Annotated in this window: 15 protein-coding genes, 1 tRNA gene and 1 riboswitch; of the genes, 9 read left to right on the forward strand and 7 right to left on the reverse strand. The window is 66.4% G+C overall.

All coding sequences use genetic code 11. From position 1 onward, the window contains the following. Positions 1-603: a DNA-3-methyladenine glycosylase I gene (locus K6142_RS07815; protein ID WP_190243503.1), complete on the forward strand. Its 603-nt coding sequence runs from the start codon at positions 1-3 to the stop codon at positions 601-603. A gap of 85 nt (positions 604-688) precedes the next feature. On the opposite strand, the gene K6142_RS07820 is transcribed toward K6142_RS07815, so the two are convergent. Continuing rightward, positions 689-1,666 (reverse strand): glycosyltransferase, encoded by a 978-nt coding sequence (locus tag K6142_RS07820; RefSeq protein WP_223290200.1) that lies wholly within the window; start codon positions 1,664-1,666, stop codon positions 689-691. Positions 1,667-1,938: 272 nt separating this feature from the next. Between K6142_RS07820 and K6142_RS07825 the strand changes: the two genes are divergently transcribed. Together K6142_RS07825 and K6142_RS07830 are read left to right on the forward strand one after the other, a co-directional pair. Then, complete coding sequence (locus K6142_RS07825) at positions 1,939-2,262, forward strand: IscA/HesB family protein (RefSeq protein ID WP_012613004.1); 324 nt, start codon at positions 1,939-1,941, stop codon at positions 2,260-2,262. Between the two features lie 721 nt (positions 2,263-2,983). After that, positions 2,984-3,553, forward strand: coding sequence for a TIGR00730 family Rossman fold protein (locus tag K6142_RS07830; RefSeq protein ID WP_190243501.1), 570 nt, complete (start codon positions 2,984-2,986; stop codon positions 3,551-3,553). Positions 3,554-3,838: 285 nt separating this feature from the next. On the opposite strand, the gene K6142_RS07835 is transcribed toward K6142_RS07830, so the two are convergent. Then, entirely contained in the window at positions 3,839-4,183 is a 345-nt protein-coding gene (locus K6142_RS07835; protein ID WP_190243500.1) for a PilZ domain-containing protein, read from the reverse strand. Between the two features lie 468 nt (positions 4,184-4,651). Then, positions 4,652-4,727, reverse strand: a tRNA-Thr gene (locus K6142_RS07840). A 573-nt stretch (positions 4,728-5,300) separates the two neighbouring features. Here K6142_RS07840 and ilvB point away from each other — a divergent pair. Together ilvB and ilvN are read left to right on the forward strand one after the other, a co-directional pair. Beyond that, entirely contained in the window at positions 5,301-7,148 is a 1,848-nt protein-coding gene (gene ilvB / locus K6142_RS07845) for an acetolactate synthase large subunit (protein WP_190243499.1), read from the forward strand. Positions 7,149-7,191: 43 nt separating this feature from the next. Then, entirely contained in the window at positions 7,192-7,557 is a 366-nt protein-coding gene (gene ilvN, locus K6142_RS07850; RefSeq protein ID WP_411722702.1) for an acetolactate synthase small subunit, read from the forward strand. Positions 7,558-7,677: 120 nt separating this feature from the next. Here ilvN and K6142_RS07855 read toward each other — a convergent pair whose 3' ends face one another. From K6142_RS07855 to K6142_RS07865, 3 genes are all read right to left on the reverse strand, one after another. Continuing rightward, on the reverse strand, positions 7,678-9,456 hold the full coding sequence (locus tag K6142_RS07855) for a methyl-accepting chemotaxis protein (protein WP_012612999.1): 1,779 nt from the start codon (positions 9,454-9,456) through the stop codon (positions 7,678-7,680). A 194-nt stretch (positions 9,457-9,650) separates the two neighbouring features. Beyond that, entirely contained in the window at positions 9,651-12,587 is a 2,937-nt protein-coding gene (locus tag K6142_RS07860) for an autotransporter outer membrane beta-barrel domain-containing protein (RefSeq protein ID WP_190243498.1), read from the reverse strand. A gap of 122 nt (positions 12,588-12,709) precedes the next feature. After that, positions 12,710-15,229 (reverse strand): LuxR C-terminal-related transcriptional regulator, encoded by a 2,520-nt coding sequence (locus K6142_RS07865; protein ID WP_190243497.1) that lies wholly within the window; start codon positions 15,227-15,229, stop codon positions 12,710-12,712. Positions 15,230-15,888: 659 nt separating this feature from the next. On the opposite strand from K6142_RS07865, the gene K6142_RS07870 reads away from it, so the two are divergent. Together K6142_RS07870 and K6142_RS07875 are read left to right on the forward strand one after the other, a co-directional pair. Further along, a complete protein-coding gene (locus K6142_RS07870) occupies positions 15,889-17,196 on the forward strand; it encodes a S1C family serine protease (protein WP_190243496.1) in 1,308 nt (435 codons plus the stop codon). A 394-nt stretch (positions 17,197-17,590) separates the two neighbouring features. Continuing rightward, positions 17,591-18,022: a hemerythrin domain-containing protein gene (locus K6142_RS07875; protein WP_190243495.1), complete on the forward strand. Its 432-nt coding sequence runs from the start codon at positions 17,591-17,593 to the stop codon at positions 18,020-18,022. Between the two features lie 169 nt (positions 18,023-18,191). Here K6142_RS07875 and K6142_RS07880 read toward each other — a convergent pair whose 3' ends face one another. Beyond that, entirely contained in the window at positions 18,192-18,596 is a 405-nt protein-coding gene (locus K6142_RS07880; RefSeq protein ID WP_190243494.1) for a hypothetical protein, read from the reverse strand. A gap of 439 nt (positions 18,597-19,035) precedes the next feature. Next, a riboswitch (cyclic di-GMP riboswitch) is annotated at positions 19,036-19,112 on the forward strand. Between the two features lie 94 nt (positions 19,113-19,206). Between K6142_RS07880 and K6142_RS07885 the strand changes: the two genes are divergently transcribed. After that, complete coding sequence (locus tag K6142_RS07885; protein WP_190243493.1) at positions 19,207-19,554, forward strand: hypothetical protein; 348 nt, start codon at positions 19,207-19,209, stop codon at positions 19,552-19,554. A 575-nt stretch (positions 19,555-20,129) separates the two neighbouring features. Beyond that, positions 20,130-22,355 carry a response regulator gene (locus tag K6142_RS07890; RefSeq protein WP_190243492.1) on the forward strand — a complete coding sequence of 742 codons (2,226 nt, stop codon included), beginning with the start codon at positions 20,130-20,132 and terminating at the stop codon, positions 22,353-22,355. Positions 22,356-22,540: the final 185 nt, after the last annotated feature.

Here is a 22,540-nt window from a genome sequence, read left to right on the forward strand (position 1 = left end):
ATGCCGGAAGCACAAGCAGGGGGCACCCGCTGCCCGTGGGCGCGCGCGCCGGAGGAAATCGCCTACCACGACACCGAGTGGGGCGTGCCCGTGCGCGACGACCGCATCCACTTCGAATTCCTGGTGCTGGAAGCGGCGCAGGCCGGGCTTTCGTGGCTGACCATCCTGCGCAAGCGCGAAGGCTACCGCCGCCTGTTCGCCGATTTCGACCCCGCCGTGGTGGCCCGGTACACCCAGGCCGACGTGGAGCGGCTGCTGGGCGATGCGGCCATCGTGCGCAACCGCCTGAAGGTGGAGGCCGCCGTGCACAACGCCCGGCTGTTTCTGGACGTGCAGGCCCGCCACGGCAGCTTCGATGCGTTCATCTGGAACTTCGTGGATGGCCGCCCGGTGTGCAACCAGTGGCGCGAACTGTCACAGGTGCCCGCCACCACGCCGTTGTCGGACACGGTGTCGAAGGAGCTGAAGCGGCTGGGCTTCAAGTTCGTGGGGTCCACGGTCATCTACGCCCACTTGCAGGCCACGGGACTGGTCAACGATCACCTGACCAGCTGCTTTCGCCATGCCGAGGTGGCGGCGGAGCGCCGGGGGCAGATGGAATAGACGGAAAAGGCGGGGGCAGGGCAGGCTCCGCGTCCGTGATGGCCGAGTGCCTGCTGCCGGGGCACGGTCTGGCCTGTGGCGGAGTCTAGGCCTGGCCTGTGGGCTGCGGCTGGTGGCGTTGGCGCACTGCCGCCGCCGTGGCCGCCAACTCGGCCACGAAGTCGTCGCTGCCCATGGCGCTGGCGAACATGGCGACGGGCAGGGCGCCGATGGCGCGGGCACAGGCGGTGACCACCTTTTTGCGCAGCATGAAGTCGGGATTGATGGAAAAGTCCACGTCATGGCCGTGGATGGCGGGCAGGTACCTGCGGGGGCAGTACAGTTCCAGAATGCCGTGCTCGTACAGGTAACAGTACAGCGCGAACCTGTTGATGCCCGTGCGCGGCACAAGGTTCTTGCGGCGTTGGGCGCGCTTGTAGCTGTTGTAATCGGCCCGGGTGCTGGGGGGCGTGCCGAGATCCAGTATCCGGCCCTCCGATGGGTAGCAGATGAGCAGGTACCGGGCCAACTTGGCCCGGTGCGAGTAGTCGGCGTCTTCCTCGCCGTACAGTCCGTAATCCTCGTTCCAGTAGCCAAGCACGTTGAACACGTCGCGCGAGATGGCCGTGGCCGAACCGGTCAGGCTGCGCCGGGTGGCGGTGACCGTCTGCCCGCTGCGCAGCGTGACCTCGTACAGTGCCGCCTGCGGCGTGCCCAGCCGTGGCCCCAGAAAGGCCACCTCCGGGTTGGCCGACCACAGGTCGAGGATGTCCATGATCCACCGCGGGCCGGTCACCTCGATGTCGTTGTCCAGCTTCATGTACAGCGGCGTCGGGCATACGTCGAACCCGAAGTTGGACGCGCAGGATACCCCCATGTTCTTGCGCAGCAGGTACAGGTGGTCGATGACGCCGTGTTCGTGCAGCTTCACCAGGAATTCGCGCGTGCCGTCCGTGGAGCAGTTGTCCACCACCGTGAGCTTCGACGGGACGTGCACATGCCGCTTCAGGGAAAAGATGCAGCGCTTCGTCAATTCCAGGCGATTGAACGTGGGGATGGTGACGTTGACGACGGGGGAATCCATCGCTGCTCCGTGGGGCAGGCGCCCGCGATGCCGTTGGCCCGGATGCCCGGCCAACGCGACGAGCGGGGCCGGGACAGGGTACATTTTCCGGATTCCTAGCGCAGCGCGGCTGGGCAGGCAATAGCATTACTCGTATTTGCCGGTTCTTGCGCGTCCGGATCGCCCCCGCACCGCCCCGGGCGGGGGGGCGTGTCTTGCCAGTGTGAAAATTGATGCATATAATTACTAGTATCGTTTTTATCTATCGCAACAGCAAGGAGCTAGTGGAATTCATGATTACGCTTACCGACCGTGCCCGCACGGAACTTGATGCCTATTTCTCCGACAAGGAGCGCAGCCCCATTCGCGTCTACCTGGCCCCCGGCGGTTGCAGCGGCCCGCGTCTGGCCCTGGCCCTGGACGAGCCCGGCGAGGAAGACAAGGTGTTCGAGCCCGGCGGCTACACCTTCTGCGTCAACGGCGCGCTGCTGGAGCAGTCCGGCGCCATCAACATCGACCTTGGCTCCATGGGCTTTGCCGTGACTTCCGAAGTGCAGCTTGGCGGCGGCGGCGGGGGTTGCAGCGGGTGCGGGAGCTCCAGCAGCTGCTGCGGCTAAGGGCAGCACCCAAATTGTCCTTTCGCCCGTTGGCTTCGTCTAACTTCGCCTGCCATGGCTCTGCTGTCCTTATCCGTAAGGTTTGCTTCGCTCACCTAACGGCTAAGGCTCGGTCGAATACGATAAGCGCGCTGCGGTCGCCATCCGTAATGCTCGAAGACTCGCATAACGGCTGCCGCACGCCCTCATGGCAGGCTTGTTTTCCTTGCCAACGGACGAAAATCCTAATTTGGGAGCAGCCCTTGGCGCTCCGTCTTTTCGTCCTCCGGCGGCGTCGGAGCCCGCCTGTCCCTCCGGTCACGTACGTTTGGGCGCGTTGCGGTCGCCATCCGTAGTGCTCGCACACTCGCACAACGGCTGCCGCACGCTCCCTTCGTGACAGCCGTCTCCTCCTTGCCGGAGAACGAAAATCCCGTCGCGCCAGCGCACGGGGCACGTTTGTTTCTGCCTTGGCATGAAGAACATGCGCGGGGCCGGATATGACATCCGGTCCCGTGTTGTTTTTTTCGGGGTAGCGAAAGGTGCAGGCCCGCCAAGTGTACAGGCGGGCTCGACTTTGCTGCTGTGGGGAGAACCGTCCGCTCTGCCCTTGCACCCGGCGGCGCAGGGGAGTAGGTAACCGCCCTTGTGGGCGGGCGCGGGTGCGCCGCCCGGCAGCAACGTCACTGCATCGGACCATCACGGCATCGCCGCGACAACGCCACAAACGAGGGCATTCGCCATGCGCAGCATCGCCGTGTATTGCGGCTCCAATTTCGGAAGGGGCGACGGGTATCTGAAGGCCGCCGTGGCCCTTGGGCAGACTCTGGCGGCACAGTCCATCCGCCTGGTTTACGGGGGCACCACCAAGGGCCTCATGGGCGTAGTGGCCGACGCGACCCTGCGCGCCGGGGGCGAGGTGCACGGCGTGATCACGGAAAAGCTGGTGGAGCGTGGGCAACTGCACAACGGGCTGACCAGCCACGACGTGGTGCCCGACATGCGCAGCCGCAAGGCCCGCATGGCCCAGCTGGCCGAAGGCTTCGTGGCCATGCCCGGCGGCATCGGCACGCTGGAGGAACTGTTCGAGATATGGGTGGAAGGGCAGCTCTATCCGCCCGCGCGGCCCATCGGCCTGCTGGACGTGGGCGGTTTCTACGGGCCGTTCTTCGGCATGATCGACCACATGATCGAGGAACGCTTTCTGCCGGAAGGGCACAAGGCCATGGTCATGGCCCACGCGGACCCGGCCCGGCTGGTGTCCGCCATGCGCGCCTATACCCCGGTAACCGTGGAGAAGTGGGGGCTGTAGCCCCGGCGGTCTGGCGTCGTCGGGCCGCGTCCGTCACCGGACAGTGCCCCGGCCCGGTCCCGAGCGCGGCGGCCCGTCTGCGGAAGGGGCTGCGCAGATCGGGCCCCGGGCATATGCCAACGATTTACGGCCCTGCCGTTCCCTTGGGGAGCGGCAGGGCCGTCGCGCGTTGCAGGTGCCGTCGCAGGTTTCGTGTCGGGCGGGTGCGCCGCTTTTGGCGGGCTGTAGCCCGTACGCGTTTGCCGCGTGCCCGCCGGGGTGACGATGCGGCGATGCGGCTCGCCCTCAGCGGCAGTTGACCATGGAGCGGCGAAGTTCCTCGCGGTCGGCGTTCAGGGGCGGTTCGAACTCCACGCCCATTTCGTTCCCCCGGTACCAGCGGGTGTGGTAGGGGATGTTTTGCAGGTGTCCCGGTTCGTTCATGGTGGCGTGCAGGTACATGCCCCTGCCCGCGCCGCCCAGGTCCGCGCCGCCGCCATACACCAGCAGGCGCGCGCCCCCGGTGCTCACGTCCAGCAGTCGCGCCCTGTACTCGTGTTCGCCGTAGCGGATGCGGCACGGGTAGTCGTATTCCTCGGCCGCCAGATTGATGCGGAAATGTTCCCTGCGGTCATCGATGGGATCTTTCATGACGTCTCCCTCCGTGCTGGGGCCCGGTGCCGCGAAATGCGGCGTTCCTGCGCGCGTGGCGGCGTGCCGACCTTGTCCGTGTCGCGGCGCGAATGCCGTGGCGGAGACGGATCGTGGAGGAGGGAGAAGGCGCGGGTCGGCAGGCGTTGCGGCCCGAATGCGAAAGCGGGCCGGGAGATGCGGAGAGAATGGGGACGCGCGTGAGCCACTGTATAGCCACATGATATGACGTGTCGCCCGCGCGGGCAATGGTGTGGCCCCTGCGGAAGGCGTGGCGGGCACAGTTTATCATGCCTGAAAGCTAAAGGTACGCGGCACTTGATGGCGCGTGCAGGGGGCGGGCAGGCGCGGAAGGGCGCAGAGGGACACGAACGGCCCAGGTGCGGGAAGACGGGGAAAGACGGCGGAAGATGAGGGAAGACGGGAGCGGAAACGAAGCCGGGCCGCCGGTTTCCCGACGGCCCGAAATGGAGCCCTTGAGCAGGATTGAACTGCTGACCTCGTCCTTACCAAGGACGCACTCTACCGACTGAGCTACAAGGGCGGATCTTGCGTGGCTGGTGCCGCAGACCGCGCGGGCACGAAAGGCCCATCGCGTGCGGCGGACGGTTGACTAGCCTGTTTCGCCAACGCCGTCAAGCCGTGCGGGCGGCGGGAACACGGCGCTTCGGCAATGGGTGGGCCCGGAACGGGCTGGGGGGGCGTTGTTGCCGTGCACCGGCATCGCCATGCGCGTGTACGGAAGCAGATGGCGCGATGTATTGATCGTGCAGCCAATCTATGTATGCCTGCTTGACCTGCTGCGCCGACTGCGGCATACAGTTCGGTACCCATGGTCTTCTAGGTTTTCTTCGCATCTCCAACGCAAGGACGATAGCCCCATGCGCCGCACCGCAGCCACCGCTCTTCCGAACGCCACCGGCCTACAGGCCCCGGTATTCGTAGCGGTCGTCGTACGCGTAGTACGTCGCGTCGCGCCGTAGCCGGGGCAGGTCTCAGCAGCAGAGAACAGTCCAACCCCCGTCGGCGCGAGCCGGCGGGGGTTGTCGTTTTTCCGCGACGCGACGGAAAAGGCGCACCCTCTCCCGGCTCCGCCCGGATACCAGAAGGAGCGCACATGCCAGCCCACACCCCGTCCCGTACCGCACCCGGCACCGCATCCGGCGCCGCGCCCACCCCCCGAAAGCGCCAGCCCAACGGCGCGGACCTGGTCATCCGCCTGCTGGAGCGGCAGGGCATCGACGTCATCGCGGGCATTCCCGGCGGGGCCAACCTGCCCCTGTACGACGCCCTTGGCCGTGCCGGTTCCATCCGCCACGTGCTGGCCCGGCACGAGCAGGGCGCGGGCTTCATGGCCCAGGGCATGGCCCGCGTCACCGGGCGGCCCGCCGTGTTCTTCGCCACCTCCGGCCCCGGCGCCACCAACACCCTGACGGCCATCGCCGACGCCAAGCTCGATTCCGTGCCCGTGGTGTGCATCACCGGGCAGGTGCCGCTGGGACTGGTCGGTTCGGACGCCTTTCAGGAGGTGGACATCTACGGCATGTCCATTCCCGTGACCAAGCACAACTTTCTGGTGCGCTCGGTGGAGGAACTGGCCGAGGTGATCCCCGCCGCCTTCCGCATCGCCGCGTCCGGGCGCCCCGGCCCGGTGCTGGTGGACATTCCCAAGAACGTGCAGATGGCCGAGGTGGACCAGGCCGTGTTCGACAACCCGCCGCAGCCGGGCCAGCCTGCCGCGCCCCCCGCACCCGACCCGGCGGGCATCTCGCGTGCCGCCGCGCTGCTCAACGCGGCCCAGCGCCCCATGCTGTATCTGGGCGGCGGGGTGGTGGCCTCGGGCGCGTCGGACATGGCCGTGCAGCTGGCCGAGCGGGCCGGGCTGCCCACGGTGATGACCCTGATGGCCCTCGGCGCCATGCCCGCGGGGCACCCCCTGTCGCTGGGCATGCTGGGCATGCACGCGGCGCGGCACACCAACCTGCTGCTGGCCGAATGCGACGTGCTGCTGGTGGCCGGGGCCCGCTTCGACGACCGGGCCGTGGGCAAGGCCGAGCGCTTCTGTCCCGGCGCCACCATCATCCACATCGACATCGACGAGAGCGAACTGGACAAGATCTTGCCGGTGCACTGCGGCATCACCGGCGACGTGGGCCTGGCCCTGGCCGAACTGCTGCCCCTGCTGCGCACCCGCGCCGAAGCCGGGCGCGAGGCGTGGCTGACCCGGGTGGAGGAATGCCGCCGCCGCCATCCCTTCGTCATGCCCGGCGCGGAAGACCCGCGCACGCCGTACGGGCTGATCCGCTGCGCCGCCGACGCCGTGGACCACGACGCCATCGTGGCCACCGACGTGGGCCAGCACCAGATGCGCACCGCCCAGGCCTACCCACTGCGCGGCCCGCGCCGGTGGCTGACCTCCGGCGGCCTCGGCACCATGGGGTTCGGCCTGCCCGCCGCCATCGGCGCGGCGCTGGCCCGGCCCGAGGCCACGGTGCTGTGCTTCACCGGCGACGGCAGCCTGCAAATGAACATTCAGGAACTTGCCACCGCTGCCGAGGAAGGGGTGAACGTCAAGATACTGCTGGCCGACAACAACGCCCTGGGCCTGGTGCGCCAGCAGCAGGAACTGTTTTACGAAGGGCGGCTGGTGGCGTGCACGTACCGGCGCAAGGTGGACTTTGCGCGCATTGCCGAAGGGTTCGGTGTGCCCGCCGTGGACCTGGACGCCAGCGAACACCCCCTGCGCGACCTAGCCGACGCCCTGCGCGCGCCCGGACCGTGCCTGATCCGGGTCACCGTGCCCGCCGGGGCCAACGTGTACCCCATGGTGCCCCCCGGCGCGGACAACCTGCAAATGATCGGTGGCGAGCCGGAACCGGGCGACGCCATGCCTGCCCTGTCGGACGATGACGATGATTGCGACACCCATGCCGATGCCACCGGAGGCCGCCATGTCCACGCCTGATACCGCACGCTCTTCCCATGCCTCCCGATCTGCCGGAAGCTCCGTGCCCGATGCCATCGGCGCGCAGGCCGACTCCGCCAGCCCCACCGCGCTGACACCGGATGCACGGCCACTGGTGGCCCTGCGCCTGACCGTGAACAACCACCCCGGCGTTATGTCGCACGTGTGCGGGCTGTTCGCCCGGCGGGCCTTCAACGTGGAGGCCATCCTGTGTACCCCGGTGAACGGGGGCGAGGTGAGCCGCATCTGGCTGCTGGTGGCCGAGGACGAGCGGCTGGAACAGATGGTGCGCCAGGTGCGCAAGCTGCACGACGTGCTGGACGTGCGCCGCCGTCCCGCCGGGGGCGAAGGGTTTGCCCGGCTGGCCGAATGCATGGCCGCGTGGGAGCGCGAAACCGCCGGGCAGTAGCGCCGCCCCCCTTCCGGGGCAAAACGACGCGTCCCGCCACGGTGGCTGCCGTGGCGGGACGCGGAGGGATGTTGTGTATTCCGGACCTGTTCCGGTGGGGTGGGGGTGGCTGGTCGGCCCCTAGCCGTCTTCGCGCATCTTGCGGATAAGCCCCTGCAACACGTGCGTCTGCTGGGCCATCTCGGCCACGGCGACGGCGGACTGGCGCATCACCTCGGCGGATTCGGCGGAAACCCGGCTGATGTCCTCGATGGACCGGTTGATTTCCTCGCTGGCGGCGGACTGCTCTTCGCTGGCCGTGGCAATGGACCGCACCTGGTCGGACACCGAGGCCGCCAGGTCCACGATGACCCCCAGCGATTCGCCCGATTCCGTGGCCAGGCGGGTCACCTGCTGCACGTGCTGCACCGTGTCCTCCACATGCCCCACGTTGCGGCGGGTGCCGCTCTGGATGCCCGCGATGGCCTGCCCCACTTCCTTGGTGGCCAGCATGGTCTTTTCGGCCAGCTTGCGCACCTCGTCGGCAACCACGGCGAATCCGCGCCCGGCGTCACCGGCGCGGGCCGCCTCGATGGCGGCGTTCAGCGCCAGCAGGTTGGTCTGGTCGGCGATGTCGTTGATCACGGTCATCACCCGGCCGATGTCCTCGGCCTGGCGACCCAGTTCGGCCATGTCGGCCTTGAGCTGGTCGGCGGTCTGCTGCACCTGTCCGATGCCCGCCACCACCTGGCGCACCACGTCCTGGCCGCTGACGGCCTTGTCGCGGGCGCTTTCGGCGGAACCGGCGGCTTCACCGGCGCTGCGCGCCACCTCAAGCACCGTGGCGTTCATCTCTTCCATGGCCGTGGCGGTCTCGGACACGCGCTGCATCTGGTGTTCCGCGCCCCGGCTGGCCTGTTCTATCTGTGCGGCCAGTTCCTCGGAGGCGGAACCGAGAACGCCGGTGACGCCCGTCAGGGTATCGGCGGCATGCAACATGCCGTCGCGCTTGGCAGATTCCGCCATGCGGCGGGCCGCTTCCGCCTCGGCGGATGCCTGCCGGGCCCGTTCCGATTCGGCGCGGGCCTCCGCCGAGCGGGAATCGGCCTCGCCTATCTTGTCCTTCAGCGTGGACACCATGCGGCACAGACATTCGGCCAGCACGCCCACTTCGTCACGGGCGTCCACGGCAAGGCATTCTTCCAGCGCCCCGCGCGATACGGCTTCGGAATAGGCAACGGTGCGCTTCAGCGGCACGGTGACCGACCGGGTGATGGCGATGGCGAATCCGGCCAGCACCAGCAGGGCCAGGGTGGTGGCCCCGGCCAGCCGGAACATGGTGTCGTCGTAGCTGGCGTCGGCTTCGGCATTATCCGCCTTGGCCGCCTGCTCGATGATTTCGGTCAGCTGGTTGATGACTTCGCGCATGGCCTCGAATTTCACGCCCACGTCGCCCAGCGAGCTTGCGGCGGCCTTCTGGCGCGCCGCCGGGTCGCCGGAAAGGGCGGCGTCCACCACGGCGCGCGAAAGGGGCATCCAGGTGGCGCGGGCTGCGTCGTACTGCGGAATGAGCGGCCTGGCCGGCTCGTCAAGGGGCAGCTTCTTGTACTTGTTCCAGCGTTCGTCCGACTGGCGCAGGTTGTCTTCGTATTCTTTCTTCAGTCGCTCGATAAGTTTCTTGTCCGCAGGATCTGCAAACAGCAGTGAGCGCTCGGCCACCAGCAACTGTTGCAGGTCACGGTCGGCCTGTATCAGAAAATTCAGGCCGGGCAGCCGGACGTTGGAAACGTCCTTCAGGTTTTCCTGTATGACGCGCGCCCCCATCCAGCCTGCCATGCCAGCGGCGCCGATGAAGAAAAATGCCAGCAGCGAGAGGACGACAAGCCGGGTGGTAATGCCGAACTGGCGGAGGAATTTCATGATTGTCCTCGAAAGTTACGTATTCGTGACTGACGCATGGATATCTTAACACAAGGGGAAGGTCCACACGCAAGTATAAACAGCGAGGTGTTCTCCGTGGCCTGCAGGAGGTTGCCCGGTCGCCGTAACAAAGGCGACCCGCCGCAGTGTGCGCTGCGGCGGGTCGCGGTAAGGCTTGATCTCTCTGAAACGCTTCAGAACTCGTACTTCAGTTGCAGCGAGCCGCTCCAACCCTGACGCATGCCGACGTACCCCTGTGCGCCGAGGTCCACGGAAAAGCCGCCGTCCTCGACGGGCTTCCACTCCAGGCCCAATTCGCCCACGCCGGTGTCTCCGGCCAGTGACGGGGCGGCCACACCTTGTCCGTTCACCGTGCTGCGCGCGGAACCGGCGAATTCGTGGTCCCACGCCGCGCCCACGTAGGGACGGACGTTGGCGGTAAGGTCGCGGCTCAGGCGTGCGCCCGCGCGCAGCCGTTGCGAGTCCACCGCGTCGAAATCCAGTTCGTCGCCAAGGACGGTTGCGGAACTGCCCTCGGTGCGGGTCCAGAAGTACTTGCCGTACATGTCGAGGTCGGTCCTTTCGTCCATGTCCCACACGTAGCCCAGGCCGCCGTGCGCGCCCACGTAGCCGGAGGTGGTCTGGTACGAGGCCCGGCCCAGGGCGGGGTTCAGGTCGTCGCTGCGGTAGGTGGTGTGCAGGCTGCCGGCGCGGGCCGAGGCTTCCGCGTACAGGCCCTTGAGCATGCCCTGCGTGGCCTCCAGCCGTGCCAGCAGGCCTCCGCCCTGATAGTTGCTGTCACCCCAGGCGTGAATGGAATCGTCGCCGCCGGGGCCGTCGTTGTAGCTGTCGTACGAGCCCACGCCCGCCTCGAAGAAAGGCCCGGCCACCAAGTCCGCGCCGTCCAGGCCGAAGCGCTTGGCAAGGCCCAGCATGATCGACACGCCCCGCGCGTCCACATGCGAACCGGTGGCATAGGTGGACATGCCGCCGGAGGTGGCGCCAAACCCGCCCCAGCCGCCTTGCGCGGCCCCGCCCGCGCTGGCCACGCGCGCCGTCTGCCGGGCGCTGGTCATGCCCTGCCCGCCAGCCAGGTCGCCGCCCTGGGTCAGGGCAGCCGCCCCGGCGGCCTGCCCTTCGGACGGGGATTTGCGGACGCCCTCATGGCTGTCGGATGCCGAACTCACCGTGGCCTCCAGGGCGTTGCCGCCTGTCACGCCCAGCGCGAATGCATACACCGTGGAAATGCCCTGCATGCCCGTGGTGGTGTTGGCAATGGTCGGGTCGGCCGTCAGGCCGCCTGCTCCGGTGGCCTTGATCAGGGTCACGGTATCGCCTGCGGACAGGGGCGTGCCGCCGCCCACGATGCCGACGCCCACGGTGGTGGCGGGCTTGCCGGTGGGGGTGCGGATATCCACGCCGCTGTCGTCGGTCACCGTGAGCACGGTGTCATTGGCGGCGATGGTGGACGGCAGGTAGAAGTGCAGGTTCTGGAAGTTTTCCAGTTTGTACACGGAGATGTCCTTGGTCCATGTTTCCAGCGTGTTGCCGGTGCGCACGTCGTCGGTCCCGGAGGGGCCGGCATAGCTGTAGCCACCACGGAGAATTGTGGTTGAACCGAAGGTGGGAGCGCCCTTGATGCGCACGGTATTGTCCGTGACGCTGCCGCCGCTGCCCATGCCGGACAGGCCGCCGTAGACGTCGCCGTTCACTGTGCCGCCGGATATTTCCACGGTGTTGCCTGTGGCGGAGCCGCCATTTGCGGCTTTGCCGCCGGTTACGTTGTCCGTCACCACCGTGCTGTCGCCGCGAATTATCACGGTGTTGCCGGTGGCGGTGCCGCCATCGTTGGCGAGGCCCCCGTAAACGTTGCCCACCGTGCCGCCGGAGATGTCCACGGTGTTGCTCACGGCATTGCCGGTGCCGCCGACGTAGCCTCCGTACACGCCGTTCACCGCGCCGCCGCTGATGCTTACGGTGTTGCGAGAGGCATAGCCGCTGCCGCTGCCGACATAACCGCCGTAGGCGCCGTTGCTCACCTGCGTGGTGTTGCCGGTGCCTTCCGAGATGTTCACGTTGTTGGCCGAGGCATCGCCGGTGTTGGTGCGTGCTCCGTAGATCTTTCTCACCGTGCCGCCAGTCATGGTCGCGTTGTTGCCCGCGGCGTAGCCAGTGCCGAATGCGACGAAGCCGCCGTACATGTTGTCCGCCGTGCCGAGGACCATGGTCACGCTGTTGGACGAGGCATCGCCGGAGCCGGAGCTGACGACGCCTCCGGAAATGTCGCTCGTCTCCACGTAGCCAAGGATGTTCACGATGTTCTCCGTGGCCCGGCCGGAGGAGGTGGAGCCCCCGAACACGTTCCCCACCGTGCCGCCGTAGATGGTCACGGTGTTCTCCGTGGCCCTGCCCGCGCCGGAGTCGACACGCCCGCCGTAGATGCTGCCGGTCACCGTGCCGCCGGACATGGTCACCGTGTTGCGCGATGCGGTGATCGAGGCGTCGGCGGCGTTGCCGACGAATCCGCCGTAGACGTCATAGTTCACCACGGCGCCATTTGGACTCCAGGCGCTGCCCAGGCCATTAATGGTCACGGTGTTGTCCAGGGCGCTGCCGGAGGCAGAGGCGCCGCCGTACACGCTCTCCACCGTGCCGCCATTTATGTTCACGGTGTTATATGAGGCCGCACTCGTGCCGGCAAGGACATGCCCGCCGAAGATGTACTCGCCGACCTGAGCGCCGTACAGGGTTACGATGTTTTGTTTGGCCTCGTCGCTCCAACTGCTGCCGCCGTAAACAGTGCCGGTCACCGTGCCGGTGGTCAGGATCACGGTGTTGGCCTGGACAAAGTTGCCAGTGCTTTGGCCGCCATAGACGTTGCCGGTGTACCCGCCATCAATGCCGACGTAGCTGGCCGTGTCGTATTGGCCGACGTAGGCGTTCATGACGGGGTTGTACGGGTCTGTCTGCTCGGTGCCGCCGGTGTTGGCGGCCCGCAGCGGCCCGCTCAGGGCCAGCAGGGCCAGCAGGGCCACGCCCACCACGATGACCAGTTGCGGTACGGAAAGGTAGCGTGCGCGGGGGGGCCTTGTGGCGGCATGCGCGGACTGTGGGGGAAAGGGCGGGAACATGGAAGCCTCCTGAGGTGTCGCGGGCGCTTTTTTCAACAGGTCGAGGCACGCAAAAATGCCCGATGCAGCCTAGGTGGCTAGCATCGGGCATTTTTTGCGGCATCACCCGTTTCGGGTGATTCTCACGACAGCAGGCGCTTCATGTCTGACCGGGAGGACGTTCCGACTTTCTGGTAGGCGTTCTTGAGGTGGGTTTTCACCGTGTTCAGGCTGATGCACAGGTGCTGCGCGATTTCCCCGTAGGACAGGCCGTCCGCCATCAGGCGGGCCACTTCGTCTTCGCGCGGGGATAGCCCGAAACGGCCCCGGGCGGAGTACAGCGCGTCCGCGACGGCGCGCCGTCCGGCTTCCAGCCGCTCCGCCAGCGAGAAGACGTCCGCAGCAAATGTCGGGGGCATTTCCGGGCATATGCCCGGGCGCATTTTTTTCAGCAGGGGGCCGATCCACGACCAGCATTCCGCAAAAGGCAAAAGCAGGCCGTCCGGCACGGCCAGGGCAAGGGCGGCGCGCAGGGAATCCGCTGCGGCGTCGCGTTTGCCCAGCATGAGCCAGGCGGCGGCGCCGTGCAGATGCCCGTAGGTCAGGGCCAGGGAATAGTTGAGGGCGGAAGCCAGGCCCAGGGCCGCTTCATTTTCGCCAAGCAGCAGTTCCGGCTTGCCGGACAGCAGCAGATAGCGGGCGCGGCACAATTCGGCAAAGGGGAGCACCTGGACGAAGAAACGCCTGGCCAGCGAGCCCGGCGTGGCCTCGCGCAGCCAGTGCGCCATCTCGTCCGGCTGGTGCAGCAGGCTCTTCAGGTAGGAACGGGCCATGTCCGCCGCCATCCGGTTGGCCCGCTGGGGGAATTGTCCCGCGATGCCGGTCAGGTTGTCCATGGCGTCGGCAAGGGCGGCGGCGTTGCCCCGCAGCAGGGCCACCCTGCCCAGAAGAAACTCCGCCCCGATGCCGATGCTGGCCTGCTCCCGCAGGGCGGCCTGGTGCCGGGCCTTGTAGCCGGAGATTTCCGCCGGGTCGGCATCGCCCCGGTGCAACCGGCATTCCGCCTCCATGAGTTCCGGGCCGCCCGCCCCGTGCCCCCCGGACAGGGCAAGATAGTGAGGGCAGTACGTCTGCATGTCCGCCAGTTCGCCGTCCAGCCGACCGGCCTCGCGGTGGAACATGAAGAGCACGGACACATTGCCGAAGGTCCATGAATCGTCCAGCCGGACCATGGCCGTCTGCCTGCCCGCCAGTTGCAGCGCCTCCTGCATGCGCACGCCCATGGCCGCGATGTCGTTGTAACAGGTGAAGGACTCCAGCAGCCGCAGTTCGCCGCGCAGGTAGTCCCGCTGGTGCGGTGCGAAAGGCTCCGTTTCAACGATGTCGGCAAGCTCCGCGAAAAGGGCCCCGAATTCCTCGTGGCAGTTGGCGGACAGCAGGTCGAGGGCCAGCGCGATGGCGGAAAGCGGATGCATGGCCTTCATGGCCCGCGTGCTGTTGGCCGCGATGTCCCTGATCGCGGGGACATAGGCGACGCCGGGCATGTCCAGCAGCCCTTCGCCCTTCATTCCGGAAAGGTCGAGCGCCAGAATGCGCTCGTAGTCCCGCAGCCGGTAATAGAAGACGAAGGCGCGTTCCAGGTCGCCGGACCGGGCGCACCAGTGGCCAGCGGCAAGAAGCGCCTCGCGGCGAGTTTCTTCCGGCAGTTCGGCAAATATCCTGCGCGTGAAATCCAGCAGCGTGCTGTGCGGGTAGTACAAGCCCGAGGCAGGGTCGTGCCGGAGCATGGCATTGTGTTGCAGCGCCGCCCACGTTTCCTGGGGAAGGCGCGCCGTGCCCAGCAGAAACGCGGCCTGTTCCGCGGAAAAGGCGTCAAAGGGTGAAAGACGCAACAGGCACTCCTGCCCGGCCTCGTCCAGATTGTCCCAGACCACGTCCCGCAGCAGGCCGTCCACCCCGGAGTCATGGGCCTGGCTGGAGGCCGGGGCAAACGCCCCCCTTTCGTTCCAGCGCCGCAAATACAGTGTTGCCGCGATGATCCAGCCTTCGGCGCGGCGGTGCAGTTCCTGCGCCTGCGCCTCGTTGAGCGCAATGCCCGCCCTGGTCGCATATTCCCTGGACTCCGCCTCCGTCAGGCGAAGGTCGTCGGCGTTCAGGCGCAGGATGCCGGCCTTTTCATAGGGCAGGATGCGCGTTGCAACGGGCCGGGTGACGACGATCAGTCGCAGGTGCGCGGCTTCGTGTTCCAGAAAGGCCTTCCAGATCGGGGCAGGCACATGGGGTGCAAGGTGGTGAAAATCGTCAAGCACCAGCCAGAAGGGCGTGGAGCAGGGCAGTTCGCGCAGCAGCGAGGCCAGATGCCCGGCGCTGTCCTCGTCGGGCAGGCCAAAGGACAGCATGGCCCTGCCGGTGTGCGCATCGACCTTCTGCATGGTCTGGCAAAAGCGACGCCAGGCGGCCTGGGGCGATTCCTCGACGCAGACATGCCGAACCCAGGTGGCGCCTTCGGGCAGGCGTTCGCGCAGATAGTTCTGTGCGATGGTGGTCTTTCCGTATCCGGACGGGGCCTCGATGAACACGCTGCGCATGTTCAGGGCTTCGTGCAGCCTGGCCTTTAGCCGGGGGGAAAAGTACGGAATATCGGTTCGGCGTGGACGTGCCATGGGATTTTGTCTGTATTTTTATGTGCAGTTGTCTGTATTTTTTAGCTATAGTTTGTTGTGTGCGGCTTTTCAAGCTTGCTGGAGAATGGCGGCATGATCATGTTTTTTATGTAATTTCCGGAGGTGATGGCATTGAGAACTGTATATTTTCTCAGTGTATTGTTCTATGGATGCGTTCAGTGGAGTGTATTGATTGTGTGTCATGGGTTCAAAAAATAAAATATGCAGACATGTTTATTTTGTTATTGTTGTTTTTTGGAGTCTTTTGCATGTCAATTTGTAACGTTTGATGGTGCTTTACTGTCGATGTGGCGATGAATTTTTGTTTTACTCCATCGTTACGTTATGGGTGACGTTTTTTAAATTCGAAAATTTTCCATGAGTATGCCATGATTCTTGGTATACCGTGAAAACATGGGAAAAACATGGCCAGGTATGATGCGGCGTGGAAAATATCCCATGCCCGGTGTCCGCTGTGCAGAGAGTGTTGCTCCATTGGTTGCGACGTCCGGGGCGCATGCCGGCATGCGGGGAATGGCGTGTCGTTTCCTGCGGCGGGAGGATGCCCGCCTCTGCGGTTCCGTCTGTATCGGACATCTTGAACGGCGGGACGAAGTGTGGTGCAATGCGCAACCCAATTTCCCCAGCGGAGGCTCCCCATGCGTTGTCGCAGCATCCTCGCCTGCCTGCTCCTGCTCTCCTGTCTGCCGCTTGTAGCCTGCATGAAGAAGGTGCGGGTGGACCCCGTTCCGGAGCCCGACCTGCGCCCCCTTGCGATGGACGCCAAGGTCCAGCCCATCACGATATACAGGCTTACCCTCAAGATACGCCGGGGCGAGGTGGTCGGAACGGCGGCCTATGACGGCCTGTGCATTCCGCGCGCCGTTACGTCTTCGCTGGGTGGTCGCGCAGAACTGACACAGGACGAACTGGCCGAAGTGTTTCTGGAAGAGGCCGACGGCAACGGGTTCAAGGTGGTGGGCGACACGCGCGCCCTGTTCGATGACCCGGACAAGTCGAAGGCCAACCTGTGGGTAGGCGGCAATATTTCGGAAATCCGCAAGAACATCTGCTTTCCCATGCACGATTGGGGCAACCCCGTTCCCAGCAAGGGCGAAGCCAACATGGTGGTGGACTGGGAGGTGTTTTTGCCGGTGGACCGCCAGGTGGTGCTGCGGCGCACCACCACCGGCTACGGCAAGCTGGATTCGGCCACGGAAGGTGGCGGCGCCGAGGTGCTGCGCATGGCCTTTGCCCATGCCGCGCGGGGCCTGCTGGCGGATGAGGAGTTCCGCAAGCTGGTCACCACGCCCGCAGGTTCGGCGTATGTGGCGCCGCAACTGACGCAGGCGCAGGAACCCCGGCCCATGCTGACCGACGTGCGCGTGCGGGTGGCCGGTCCGGACACGCCCCGCGTGCCGCTGGACAGTGTGCGCCATTCCGCCGTGCTAGTGCAGATGGGGGATAGTCACGGCTCGGGCTTTGTCGTTACCGACGACGGCTACATACTGACCAACTACCACGTGGTGGAAGAGTCGGAACGGGCGCGGGTGCGCTTTCAGAGCGGGGCATCTGTGGTGACTCGCGTGGTGGCGCGCGACAAGCGCCGCGACGTGGCCCTGCTGAAGGCCGACATGGAGGGGTTGCGACCACTGTATATACAGATGGCGGACGTGCCCACCGGAGCAGAGGTGTTTCCCGTGGGCGCGCCCATGTTGGAAACGTTGTCCGGCACCATTTCGCGCGGGATTGCAAGCGGGTACCGCAGGATGCCAGAAGGCAGGGTGCTGCAAAGCGATGCCACGGTCTTTGGCGGCAACAGTGGTGGCCCGCTGGTGGATGGGAACGGCCATGTGGTGGCGATCACCGTAAGCGGCATGCAGGAGAACGGCGTGCCGATCGGCGTGAACTTCTTTATCCCCATCACCGACGCCCTGAAAACGCTGGGCATTCCCGCCAGGCCCTGATCGGGGCTGACGTTGGTTGACACGTGCTGACGTGGTCTGGCGTGGCCTGATGCGGGTTGGTTGCTGTCTGAAGCCGCGCGGGAGCATCCGTGCTGGTGGGGTGGGAACGGGCAGGGCGGCGCGGTCTAGGCGCGCAAACGCGGGTTTTCCGCCGCACGGGCGGGATGCATCAACAGCGCATGTGCAGGGAATATTCGGCAAGGGCCGGGCTGCGGGCAACCGCTCCCGGCCCTTCGATTCTTCTGCAAAAAAGCCGTGTCCGGATGTGACCGCGCTCACGGAAGGGGTCTGGGGTGGTGTCTATATAGGATCCGGACGGGCGGCATGTGGCCGCATCGCCCGCATCCGCCCGAACCCGCATGAGCCCGAACCCGCATCCGCAAGGAGACGCACCATGGCCCCCATCACCACCGCGCATTTCATCCGCGATCTCAAGGACGACCACCAGCGCCTGCTGGACACCCTGGAAGATGCCCGCCGCCTGGGGCTGGGCACGGCAGAGGGCCGCCGCTGCCTGTTCACCTGCAAGGAACTGCTGGCGCGCCACCTGCGCAAGGAAGACACCATGCTGTACCCCGCGCTGCGGCAGGCTGCGGGAAAGGGCGACCTTGGCAACGTGGCCGATGCCTTTGCCTCGGAGATGCAGTCCATTTCCAGCAGTCTGCTGGAGTTCTTTGCCCGCCATGATGCCAGCACGGGCACGGCGGATGCGGGCGGGCTGGATTTTGCGCGCGAGCTCGGGCGCATCATCATTGCCCTGAAGATGCGCATCCAGCGTGAGGAAAGCCGCCTGTACCCGGCCTATGAAAAGGCCCGCGCGGTCTAGACCCGATCCGCCCGGCACGTGTGCGGGCGCGTTGGGCGGGTAACCGGCTCCGGCAGGCGGTTCTGGTATGGGGCCGATGCCGTTGGCGTGCCGGATGCGGCGCGGGCGCCGGATGCGTGGGGCATGGCGCGTGCTGCGGATGGCGGAAGCCCTTCCCCGCAGCGCAGCGTCACCCCCTGCCGCACAGCCACCGCCAAGCCAGGCGCGGCCCCAGCGCCAGCGACACCGGCACCAGCACCCAGACCCGCCCTGCCGTCACATCATAGTCCGCCAGCAGCCGTTGCCACGGGTGCCCGGCCACGTAATGCCCGAACAGGAATTCGAAGGCCACGGTCAGGCCCGCCCAGAACAGGCCGGTGGCCCACATGCCCCGCGCCCCCCACGCGGGGCCCTGACGCCGTGCGTAGAGCAGGGCGGCCAGCCCCACCGCCGCGCAAAGCAGCAGCGTGCTGACCACATGGGCGGCGGCGGTGCCCAGCCCGGGCCCCAGCCACGCCTCGCGCAGGGCGCCATTGGCGATGGCCACGGCGCACAGCGCGCACCAGCAGGCAGTGGCAGTGCGAAGCGGAAACATGGGGCCTCCATGGCGCGAGCGATGTTGGCTTGCTGCATGCCGGGAAGTATCCGGCCAGCCCGTCAGGTGTGCATGCCCCAGCGCGCGGCAGCAGGCAAGGGCGCACGAAAGTGCGCGCCAGGTCGTCGTCAATACGCATTGCCCCTGCATCCCTGCCCCTGCGCCCGGACGCCAGTGAAACCGCACTTCCGTCAGTATGCTTGCCAGCACGCCCGCAACCTCGTCCACACCGATGGCTGCGGCTGTCATGCCGCACCAAGGAGTATGGCAGTGCCGATACAGGCCACTAGGTAAATCCCGTATTTTACAGGTAGGGTGGCGAATGGGGATAGCGGGGCATTGTGAATGTGCCGGAATGATTCTGTAAAATCGTGGCAGACAACTTTGTGTGCTCGGCGTGGCACATTGACACATTCCCTGGGGTGCGTCACTCATAGACACAAGCGAAAGCCAAACCCGCTGCGAGGCGGGGACGGAAAGCCACGGATCTCGCGTAGAGACAGCCGGGTTGCCTGCACCGGAAAGCAGTGCGTCAGCGCGGGTCGTGGCGTCATCCCTTGGGGGGGATATGCTGACGTGTGTTTTTGTTCTTGTGGTGGACTGCAATCCCATGTCCGCATTCATGTGCGAGTGGGAACTGCGCAAGCGCGGTGCGGAAGCCTTCGTGGTGCGCAGGGTGGAAGACGCCCTGCCCGCGCTGGATACGCACCGTTTCGATTTTGCGCTGATCGATGCGGGCACCATGGAGAACGATGCTGACCGCGCCACCCTGCACGAAAGCCTTGTCAGAAACGGTGTGCCTTCATTGTTGATGACACGCCGCAGCCAGGCCTGCGCCGACCACCATGTCTCTGCCTGTGCCCTGCAGGACAGCCTGCGCCTTCCGGCGGACGCGATAAGCTGCATTGCTTACTGTGTGCTGAGCATGGGCAAGCAGGTTACCGCCCGCTTCAGCTGAGCCGCCCCGGTGCGCACCCGCAGTGCGTATTTTCTCTCCCCCGCCCCCGCCGTCTCGTCGTTCCGCCTACCCGCGTGTTGCGGCGCGCTCCCGGCGCGCCTTGCCGCAGCCCGTTGAACCCCGCCCTGTTCGCCCTGTTCGCCCTGTCTCGCCCTGTTCGGCCTGTCTCGCCCTGTCTCGATGTGTCCCGCCATGTCTCGGTGTGTCCCGTCATATCTTGTCATGTCCCGGCGTGATCCGCGCCGTTGCGTGCGCCCCCTGCCGTTCTGACCGGCCCTTCCCCGTCCTTGCCGGTCAGGCTCCTTGCCCTGTCGGTGTGTTGCAGCTTTTCCGGGCGTGTTGCCGTGCGGGCCGCTCCGGGGTATTGCGCAGGCATGACAGTGCCGTAGACACTGCTGCCGACGGCGCCGCGCACTGCCGCCGTGCGCTGCCGCGTCGTGTCCGCCTGCCCGGCGGAATCCGGCGGAACCCGGCGGCATGCAACCATCCGGCCACGCCCGCAACGGGCCGCCGGGGCACGAACATCTGTCGGACCGCGATGCGCGCCAGCAGCGCACCCGTCCACGGGGGAACGCGTGAGACCCAGCAAGACAGTTCTGGTTCTGGCCGGGCCGCTGCTTACGGCGTTGATGGCCGTGACGCTGTTTTTCCTGTCGCACCACGGCGTGCAGGTGCACAACCCGGTGCTGCTGTTCGTGGTGGCCATCGTGCTGGCGGCGTACCTGGGCGGGCATGCATCGGGCCTTGCCAGCGTGGGGCTGTCGCTGGTGTACGTGCTGCTGACCTGGTCCACCGGGTTCGCCACGTTCGTCTATTCAGAGGCCAGCGTCAGCCGACTGGTGGTTTTTCTGCTGACCATGCCGGTGGTCTCGTTGCTGGTGTCGTGTCTGCAAACCCGCAACGAGCGCGTGCTGGAACGGCTGCACGCCAAAAGCGAATGCCTGCGCGAGAGCGAGGCGCGCCTGCGCCGCGCCGAACTGGTGGCGGGCATCGGCAACTGGGAGGCGGACCTGCGCACCGGAGCACTGGTCACCTCTGAAGGCGCCCGGCGCATCTACGGCATACCGGACCACTGCGACAGCTTCGAGGTCGTGAAGGCCATCCCCCTGCCGGAATACCGCCCCGCGCTGGACGCGGCCATGCACGAACTGGTCACCCGTGGCGTGGAATACGTCATCGAGTTCAGGATCCGCCGCCCTTCGGACGGGGGTGTGGCCGACATCCAGTCGCGCGCCAAGTACGACGCCGAGCGGCACCGCGTGTACGGCACCATCAAGGACATCACCGAACGCAAGCGCGCGGAGCGCGAACTGATCGAGGCCAACCGCCAGGCCAAGAGCGCCAGCGAGACCAAAAGCCTGTTCCTGGCCAACATGAGCCACGAGATACGCACCCCGCTCAACGGCATTCTGGGCGCGCTGCAACTGCTGAAGGCAGACCTGGCCGACCCGGAGCAAGCCGGGTACGCGAACCTGGCCATCCGCTCGTCGCAGCGGCTGGCGCACCTGCTGACGGACCTGCTGGACCTGTCCCGCGTGGAGGCGGGTCGCATGCCCGTGGCCAGCGAGCCCTTCGACCTGGCGCGACTGGGCGAGGCCGTGCGCGAACTGTTCCAGTTCGAACTGGGCGCGCGCGGCCTTGCGCTGGACGTGCAGCTTGCCCCCGGCCTGCCGCAAACCGTGCTGGGCGACGAGGGCAAGACCCGTCAGATACTGTTCAACCTTGTGGGCAATGCGCTGAAGTTCACCGAACGGGGCGGGGTGCGGCTGAGCCTGTCGCCGTTGCGAGGCCTGCCCGGCCTGCCCGATCTGCCCGATCTGGCAGACCGGCCCGATCTGGCAGACCGGCCCGATCTAGCAGACCAGCCTGATCGCCCCGAACAGTTGGACCGGTCGCACCATCAACCGTTTCGGTCTGGCAAGGCTGGCGGTGCGGAGGCCAGCGTGGCCGCCGCAGGCGGAAATGGCGCAGGCAGCAACGGGGCGGAAGGAAACAGCGCAGGCGGGAACGGCACGGGCAGGTCGGGGATACCGGGCGGACCTGACGGGTCCGAGAGGTTTGGCGGGGCGGACAGGCCGGGCGCTTTGGACGAAAACGAGGCCACGGCAGGAGACGTGGCGGGCGTGCTGTTCATGGTGGAGGACACCGGCAAGGGCATACCCGACGCCCTGCTGCGCACCATCTTCGATCCGTTCACCCAGGCCGACAACTCGTATGTGCGGCGGCATCAGGGCGCGGGGCTGGGGCTGTCCATCGTGCGGCGGCTGGTGGCGCTGCTGGGCGGCACCATCTGCGTGGACAGCGAGGAAGGGCGCGGCACCGTGTTCTGCGTGGCCCTGCCCTTCCGTACGGCGGAGCGGTGCGAACTGCCGCCGGAAGTGGCGGATTGCCCGCCCCCGCCGCAGGACGGCGCGCCGGTGCGCGTGCTGCTGGCGGAAGACGACGCCACCACCCGCCTGGTGGGGCAGCGGCTGCTGCAAAAGGCCGGATACAGCGTGACCTTGGCCGTGGACGGCGACGACGCACTGGCCCGGCTGGCCGCCGAAGAGGTGGACGTGGTGCTGATGGACATCCACATGCCCAATACCGACGGCATTACCGCTGCCACCACCATCCGCACGTCACCCCGCTTTGCGGACAAGTGCAACGTGCCCATTCTGGCCGTGACCGCAGCCGCAATGGCGGGCGACCGCGAGCGCTTTCTGGCCGCTGGCCTTGATGGCTACGTGGCCAAGCCCTTCGACATGGCCGACCTTGTCGAGGAGATCGAATGTGCGCGGAGGAAAAGGCAGGTGTGTTGAGGGGGAGCAGAGGATCGGTGGGCGACTTTAGGACTGCGTGGCTTAGGTAAAACGAATACCTGCCTCCTTAGTCGTGTGAGATTAAAAAGGGTTCATCTGAGTGTATGCATATTGGACTGGTTTTTTCGATGTGTTAGTGTGTATTGAAAGTGTGGGTGTGCCCGTTGGGCTGCTGTCCGCATGGG

It is taken from the genome of Nitratidesulfovibrio sp. SRB-5 (assembly GCF_019931275.1).
Taxonomy (GTDB): Bacteria; Desulfobacterota; Desulfovibrionia; order Desulfovibrionales; family Desulfovibrionaceae; genus Cupidesulfovibrio.